Raw genomic sequence first — 7,233 nt, forward strand, 5'->3', positions numbered from 1 at the left:
CCGGTGCGCGGCGTGCCGCTGTCCTCCCGCAACGCCGCCGTGCAGCAGCGCCTGGCTTCCGGGGCCATTCCGGAGGCAGAACGTGTCACGGCGCTGTGGCGCCAGCTGTCCGCCGTGCCCGCGTGGGAGGGACCGGCACTGTGGCTGCACGGCGACCTCCACCCGGGGAACCTGGTGGTGAACGGAAACCGATTGGCGGCCGTGATCGACTTCGGCGACATCACCGCGGGCGATCCGGCCACCGACCTGGCCGCCGCCTGGCTGGTGTTTGACGCCCCGGGGCGCCGGGAGTTTATTGCGGCCGTCGAAGCGCGCACCGACGTTTCCCCGGACACCTGGCAGCGCGCCCGCGGCTGGGCGTTGAACATCGCGACGGTGCTGCTGACCTCCTCGGATGACAACCGGTTGTTGCGCGGCGTGGCGGAGCGGGCGCTGGCCGAAGTCCTGTCCGGGAGCTAGCCGCGGCGCCGCCGCCGCAGTAGCATGGCCGGACTACTGCCCAGGAAGTGCGTCCACGGGAGGAGCGGCGATGCCCGGCCCCACAGGACTGCAGCTGCATGCAACGGTGCTGGGAGCGCCGGATCCGCTGGCCTTGGCTCAGTTTTACGGTCGGCTGCTGGGCTGGGACATCCGCACCATCGAGCCAGACTGGGTTACGCTGGCCAATCCGGGCGGTGGGCCGGGGCTGTCCTTCCAGCTGGAGGAGGACTACCGCCGGCCGGTCTGGCCCGAAGAACCCGGCGAACAGCAAATGCTGATGCACCTGGACATCGTCGTCGAGAACCTGGCCGCCGACTGCTCTCACGCCGAGTCGGTAGGGGCTGAACGTGCCGGATACCAACCGCAGGACGACGTCCGGGTGTACTTCGATCCGGCGGGGCACCCGTTCTGCCTCTTCGAACGCTAGCCGCGCGGGCAGTCAAGGTTTCCGCTCCTGCTCCGGTCCCCGCTCCTGCTCCGGTCCGCGCCCCCGGTGGTCCCCGCTCCTGCTCCGGTTCGGGCGCCTGCTCCGCCTAATAAGCGGAGCAGGGGCCCAAACCGGAGCGTCAGGGAGATCGGCACCCGGCCCCGACCGCCCCCTCAGGCCGGCTGCCCGCTCCCGTCGAGCAGCCGGGAGCGGATCAGGAAGCGTTTGCCCTCCGGCGCCTCCACCGAGAACCCGCTGCCGCGCCCGTCCACCACGTCCACGGTCAGATGCGTGTGTTTCCAATACGCGAACTGCTCCCGCGACATCCAGAAGTCCAGGCTCCCGCGGCCGGGAAGGTCGAACGTGCCCAGCAGCACGTCCGCATCGCCGGTGAGGAATTCACCGGCCGGATAGCACATGGGGGAGGAACCGTCGCAGCAGCCGCCGGACTGATGGAACATCAGCGGCCCGTGGGTCTCCCACAATTTTTGCAGCAGCCCGACCGCCGGTCCAGTGAGCGCCACCCGGGAAAAATCCTCCCCGGGCAGCGCCACCGCGGCCTCGAGCGCCGCCTCGTGTTTCGCGGCGGGCGGGGTGGGTGCACCCTGCCCCTGCGGTGAAGCAGACGCCATGACGTGACCTGTCTTTAGAAGAAGCCGAGCTTGTTCTCGTTGTAGCTGACCAGCAGGTTCTTGGTCTGCTGGTAGTGGTCCAGCATCATCGCGTGGTTCTCGCGGCCGATGCCCGAGGACTTGTAGCCGCCGAACGCCGCTCCCGCCGGGTAGGCGTGGTAGTTGTTCACCCACACCCGGCCCGCCTGGATTTCGCGCCCGGCCCGGTAGGCCACGTTCCCGTTGCGGCTCCACACGCCGGCTCCAAGCCCGTAGAGCGTGTCGTTCGCAATCTGCAGGGCTTCCTGATAGTTCCCGAACCGGGTAACCGAGACGACCGGCCCGAAGATCTCTTCCTGGAAAATCCGCATGCTGTTGTCGCCCTCGAAGATGGTGGGCTTCACGTAGTAGCCGTCGGCGAGGTCCCCGTCCAGGATGTTCCGGCCGCCGCCGGTCAGGACTTTCGCGCCCTCCTGCTGGCCGATGTCCATGTAGGACAGGATCTTCTCCAGCTGGTCGTTGGAGGCCTGGGCGCCGACCTGGGTGTCCGTGTCCAGCGGGTTGCCCTGGATGATCGACTCGGTCCGGGCCAGGGCATCGGCCATGAACGAGTCGTAGATCGACTCCTGCACCAGCGCCCGCGACGGGCAGGTGCAGACTTCGCCCTGGTTGAACGCGAACAGGGTGAAGCCCTCCAGCGCCTTGTCGTAGAACGCGTCGTTTTCGGCGGCGACATCGGAGAAGAAGATGTTCGGGCTCTTCCCGCCCAGCTCCAGCGTGACCGGAATTAGGTTCTGCGACGCGTACTGGCTGATCAGCCGGCCGGTGGTGGTCTCGCCGGTGAACGCGATCTTGCGGATCCGCGGACTGGACGCCAGCGGCTTGCCGGCCTCTACGCCGAAACCGTTGACCACGTTGACTACGCCCGCCGGCAGGATGTCCGCGATCAGCTCCATCAGCACCAGGATGGACGCCGGTGTCTGCTCCGCAGGCTTAAGAACGACGGCGTTGCCCGCCGCAAGCGCGGGAGCCAGCTTCCACGTGGCCATCAGGATGGGGAAGTTCCAGGGGATGATCTGCCCGACCACACCCAGCGGCTCGTGGTAATGGTAGGCGGTGGTGTCGTCGTCCAGTTGGGACAGCCGGCCCTCCTGGGCCCGGATGGCCGAGGCGAAGTAGCGGAAGTGGTCGGCGGCCAGCGGGATGTCGGCGGCCAGGGTCTCGCGCACGGCCTTGCCGTTGTCCCAGGTCTCGGCCACGGCCAGCAGTTCCAGGTTCTCCTCGATCCGGTCCGCGATCCGGTTCAGCACGGCGGCCCGGTCCGCTACCGAGGTCTTGCCCCACGACGGTGCCGCCTTGTGGGCGGCGTCCAAGGCCAATTCGATGTCCTCGGCGGTCCCGCGTGCCACTTCGCAGAACGTTTTGCCGGTCACGGGGGAGGGGTTCTCGAAATATTGGTTCTTCACCGGGGCGACCCATTCGCCGCCGATCCAGTTCTCGTAGCGCTGCTTGAAGCTGACGGGTGATCCCTCGGTTCCGGGCTGGGCGTAAACAGTCATGGTCGACTCCTCTGGCTTCGGTGTCCGGACCCCCACGGCCCGGCAGACCGCACTGTCTGTGTCCCCAGAGCCTACGGAGGGCAACGTTGCAATCAGGTTGCAGCGGTTGCCCATGCTGCGGCTCCAGCCGCGGCACGGTGCAGAGGGGCCGCCAGACCACCGGCTCCGCCTGCACGGTCGGCAGCGTTCCGAAGGTCCCGTCAGTCCCCGGCTTCCAACTGTTCCAGCACCGCGACGACCGCGGCCCGCTTGGGTGAGCGCGGCGGCAGGAGGCGCAGCGCCGCGCGCCAGGCCTCGCCGTCGTACTTTGCCTCGGGAAGCTGCAGGTACCGCAGGACTTCATCCGGCGATGCACTGCTCAGCACTGCCTCGCGCAGGGTGGCGCTGACGTGCCGGCGGAAACTGACGACGCCCGGCGCCTCCGACCGCGGAACGACCTGCCCGCGGTACAGGCCAAGAGCCTGCCGGTGTGCCCCGCGGGCCAGGCACCGGAGGACCTGCTGCGCGTCGACGGCCACTTCGTGGGGGAGGCGGTAGGGCCGGGATGTGGGCACGGCGGCAGGGCTGATGCCGGCCAGCAGCTTGCGCAACCGCACCATCTCGGCGCGCAAAGTAGCGCCCTGGGCCCGCGGGTTGAGCTGGTCCGCCAGTTCCCCGGCCGTCAGGCCGGCGGGATGCAGGGCCAGCAGGGTGAGGATCTCCGTGTGCCGCTGCGACAACTCGATCCGCTGGCCGGCCAGTTCCAACAGTCCCTGATCGCGTCCCATGATGCGCAGACCGGCCTTCGGGCGGGTTCCGGATTCGCCCTCCGGACGGGCCGGCGTCCCCCGACGCCGCGTGATCGGGCCGGCAGGTGCTGACCGGCTCCGCGTCCCCGGGTCGTGCCGGGCGGCTGCCTGGAGGCGGAGAATGCGCAGCTCTGCCTCGGCCGCCGCTACCGCCGCCCGGACCAAGGACAGCGTGTGGGGCGCGGCCGCTTCCTCCCCGCCGGTCAGATCCACGACGCCGAGGACGGCGCCGGTTTCGGGATCTTTGATGGGGACGGCGGTGCAGTTCCATGAATGGACCGCCCGGCTGAAGTGCTCGGCACCGGCGATTTGGACTCCACGGCCCAACGCGAGCGACGTGCCGGGCGCGCTGGTGCCCACGGTCGCCTCCGACCAGTCGGTGCCGGGCATGAACATCATGCCTTCGGCGCGGTCTTTCAGGCGGGCCTCTCCGTCCACCCAGAGCAGCCGCCCGTGCCGGTCTCCCACGGCCACCAGCATCCCCGCGTCGCGGCTGGGCTCCACCAGCAGCCGGCCAAAGATCGGCATGATGGCGGACAACGGATGGTTCCGGCGGAACTCGTCCAGCGCGTCCGCGGCCATGACCAGTGGAGCCAGCGCCCGATCCGGATCCGCCGCGTGCCGCAAGGACCGTTGCCAGGAGTCGCGCACCACCGCGCGCAGCCCCCTGATGCTCCCGGTCCCGGCGGACAGCTGCATCGGATCCAGCCGCTCGTGCGCGGCGTAGGCCTGGTCCTGCACGGGCCGGGACGCTGGCTGGGCTGGGTGCGGCACTGGAGAACCCCTTTTACCGGATCGCAGCCACGCACCTGTGGCCGGGGTCACAGTCTAGCCTGCGCTTCCGCGGCCTTTCCACCGGCTTTCACGGCACGCGGCTCCGGACCGGTTTCCTGTTCCTATGGGGTCGGCCTGCCCGGTTCGCATTCGGTGACTTGAGGATGCCCTGCGGCCGCCGGTTGCGAGCAAAGCTACCCTGCCCCTGACGCGACGGATACTGTGACGTGCTCCACTTCGCCAAGACAGTTACGTAGAGTTGGCCTAGTGATCCGGGCCACAGCCCGGGCGGCCGGACGCGCCGGCCCGCTTAGCGAAAGGACACCGCGTGAAGGCGCTCTACAAGCCCGGCCCACAGGCCGGCTTCGAGCTGGTCGACCGTCCGGAACCGGAACCCGGCACCGGCGAGGTCAAGATCAAGGTCCACACCACGGGAATTTGCGGCACCGACCTGCACATCCAGGCCTGGGACGACTGGGCCGCGGAGGCGGTCCGGGCGCCGCTTATCCCCGGCCACGAGTTCTATGGCGAGGTCGTGGCCGCCGGCAGCGCCGTGCAGGACGTGCAGATCGGCGACCGGGTCTCGGGGGAGGGCCACATCGTCTGCGGGACCTGCCGGAACTGTCGCGCGGGCCGGCGGCAGATGTGCATCCGCACGGTCAGCGTCGGCGTGCAGCGTGACGGTGCCTTCGCCGAGTTCGTGGTGATCCCCGAAACCAATGTGTGGGTGCACACCGACCCGGCGGTCACGCCCGAACTGGGCGCGATCTTCGATCCGTTCGGCAACGCCGTGCACACGGCACTGAGCTTTCCGCTGGTCGGTGAAGACGTGCTGATCACCGGCGCCGGGCCCATCGGGCTGATGGCGATAGCGGTAGTACGCCACGCCGGCGCCCGCAAGATCGCCGTCACCGACGTGTCCGCCGAACGGTTGGAGCTGGCCAAGCACATGGGCGCCGACATGGTGGTGGACGTCAGCCACGCCCGGGTGGCGGACGCACAACGGCAACTGGAACTGGTCGAAGGTTTTGACATCGGGCTGGAGATGTCCGGCCGCGGCTCGGCACTGCGGGCCATGATCGACAACATGACCCACGGCGGCCGGATCGCGCTGCTGGGGCTGCCGGCCGAAGACATCACCATCGACTGGGCCAAGGTGGTCACCCACATGCTCACGCTCAAGGGCATCTACGGGCGCGAGATGTTCGAAACCTGGTACGCGATGAGCGCCATGCTCTCCTCCAGCCCGGCCCTGCACGCGGCGATTTCCTCCGTGATCACCGACGTGCTGCCGGCCGCCGAATGGGAGCGCGGGTTCGAGACGGCCCGGCAGGGGACAAGCGGCAAAGTGGTCCTGGACTGGACCCGGATCTAGGGAGGAGAAGCATGTACGGAACACTCAAGGACCAGCTGGTCTCGGAGCTGGAGGAGATCCGCGCCGCCGGACTGTTCAAGGCCGAACGGCGCATCACCACCCCGCAGTCCAGCCACATCTCCGCCGGCCCGGAGGACGGGTCAACCCGCGAGGTGCTGAACTTTTGCGCGAACAACTACCTGGGGTTGGCCGACCATCCGGACATCATCGCCACCGCGAAGGCCGCCATGGACGAGAGAGGGTTCGGCATGGCCAGCGTGCGGTTTATCTGCGGCACGCAGGACCTCCACCTGCAGCTGGAACGGGAGGTGTCGCGCTTCCTGGGCACCGAGGACACCATCCTGTTCTCGTCCTGTTTCGACGCCAACGGCGGGGTCTTTGAATCTTTGTTCGGGCCGGAGGACGCCATCATCTCGGACGCGCTGAATCATGCCTCGATCATCGACGGCATCCGGTTGTCCAAGGCGGTGCGGTTCCGCTACGCCAATCGGGACATGGCCGAACTTCAGGAGCGGCTGCAACAGGCTGCGGCAATGGACGACGGCGCCGGCGCACGGCGGACCGTCATCGTCACCGACGGCGTGTTCTCCATGGACGGTTACCTGGCGCCGCTGGAACGGATCTGCGAACTGGCCGAAGAATACGGCGCGCTGGTGATGGTCGACGACTCGCACGCCGTCGGCTTCATGGGGGCCAACGGTGCCGGCACCCCGGAGCATGCCGGGGTGGCTGACAGGGTGGACATCTACACCGGGACCTTCGGCAAGGCGCTCGGCGGTGCCTCCGGCGGTTACGTGTCCGGCCGCCGCGAAATCGTGACCGTGCTGCGGCAAAAGGCCCGTCCGTACCTGTTCTCCAACTCCGTCGCGCCGGCCATCGTGGCCGCCACCTTGAAGGCGCTGGAACTGGTGGGCGGTTCGGCAGACCTTCGGTCGCGGCTGCAGGACAACACGGCGTTGTTCCGCCGGCGGATGGCCGAGGAAGGGTTCGATCTGCTCGAAGGCGTGCACCCGATCGTCCCGGTCATGTTCCACGACGCGGTCCTCGCCGGGCGGGTGGCCGAGGCCATGCTCGCCCACGGCGTGTACGTCACCGCCTTCAGCTATCCGGTGGTGCCCAAGGGCGCAGCGCGGATCCGCGTGCAGCTCTCGGCCGCTCATAGCGCCGACGACGTCGAGGCCTGCGTCGCGGCGTTCGTCGCCTCCCGGCGGGCGGTCGG

General features: G+C 68.7%; 7 protein-coding genes. 4 read left to right on the forward strand and 3 right to left on the reverse strand.

Features of this window, described 5'->3' with window-relative positions; all coding sequences use genetic code 11:
- Both AC5RUJ_RS08060 and AC5RUJ_RS08065 read left to right on the forward strand, forming a co-directional pair.
- On the forward strand, positions 1-459 hold a 459-nt coding region (locus tag AC5RUJ_RS08060), incomplete at its 5' end, for a phosphotransferase (RefSeq protein WP_494155744.1).
- A gap of 70 nt (positions 460-529) precedes the next feature.
- Positions 530-907: a VOC family protein gene (locus tag AC5RUJ_RS08065; protein ID WP_494128313.1), complete on the forward strand. Its 378-nt coding sequence runs from the start codon at positions 530-532 to the stop codon at positions 905-907.
- Positions 908-1,080: 173 nt separating this feature from the next.
- Here the strand turns inward: AC5RUJ_RS08065 and AC5RUJ_RS08070 are convergent, their stop codons facing one another.
- The 3 genes from AC5RUJ_RS08070 to AC5RUJ_RS08080 form a co-directional block, all read right to left on the reverse strand.
- On the reverse strand, positions 1,081-1,539 hold the full coding sequence (locus AC5RUJ_RS08070) for a DUF779 domain-containing protein (RefSeq protein WP_494128312.1): 459 nt from the start codon (positions 1,537-1,539) through the stop codon (positions 1,081-1,083).
- Between the two features lie 14 nt (positions 1,540-1,553).
- The gene (gene exaC, locus AC5RUJ_RS08075) at positions 1,554-3,077 is read right to left on the reverse strand and encodes an acetaldehyde dehydrogenase ExaC (RefSeq protein ID WP_494026413.1); all 1,524 of its coding nucleotides are present in this window, start codon (positions 3,075-3,077) and stop codon (positions 1,554-1,556) included.
- A 200-nt stretch (positions 3,078-3,277) separates the two neighbouring features.
- Positions 3,278-4,639 carry a GAF domain-containing protein gene (locus tag AC5RUJ_RS08080; protein WP_494128311.1) on the reverse strand — a complete coding sequence of 454 codons (1,362 nt, stop codon included), beginning with the start codon at positions 4,637-4,639 and terminating at the stop codon, positions 3,278-3,280.
- 328 nt (positions 4,640-4,967) lie between these two features.
- Between AC5RUJ_RS08080 and tdh the strand changes: the two genes are divergently transcribed.
- Together tdh and AC5RUJ_RS08090 are read left to right on the forward strand one after the other, a co-directional pair.
- Positions 4,968-6,014 carry an L-threonine 3-dehydrogenase gene (tdh, locus tag AC5RUJ_RS08085; protein WP_494128310.1) on the forward strand — a complete coding sequence of 349 codons (1,047 nt, stop codon included), beginning with the start codon at positions 4,968-4,970 and terminating at the stop codon, positions 6,012-6,014.
- Between the two features lie 11 nt (positions 6,015-6,025).
- Positions 6,026-7,233: glycine C-acetyltransferase (locus AC5RUJ_RS08090; protein WP_494155745.1), on the forward strand; the 1,208-nt coding region annotated here is incomplete at its 3' end.

The sequence above is a fragment of the Arthrobacter sp. Y3223164 genome (assembly GCF_059091005.1).

What these genes read in the sequence shown, in the direction of transcription:
- exaC (WP_494026413.1), bottom strand. Translation starts at nt 3,077, where the DNA reads ATGACTGTTTACGCCCAGCCCGGAACCGAGGGATCACCCGTCAGCTTC.
- AC5RUJ_RS08065 (WP_494128313.1), top strand. Translation starts at nt 530, where the DNA reads ATGCCCGGCCCCACAGGACTGCAGCTGCATGCAACGGTGCTGGGAGCG.
- AC5RUJ_RS08070 (WP_494128312.1), bottom strand. Translation starts at nt 1,539, where the DNA reads ATGGCGTCTGCTTCACCGCAGGGGCAGGGTGCACCCACCCCGCCCGCC.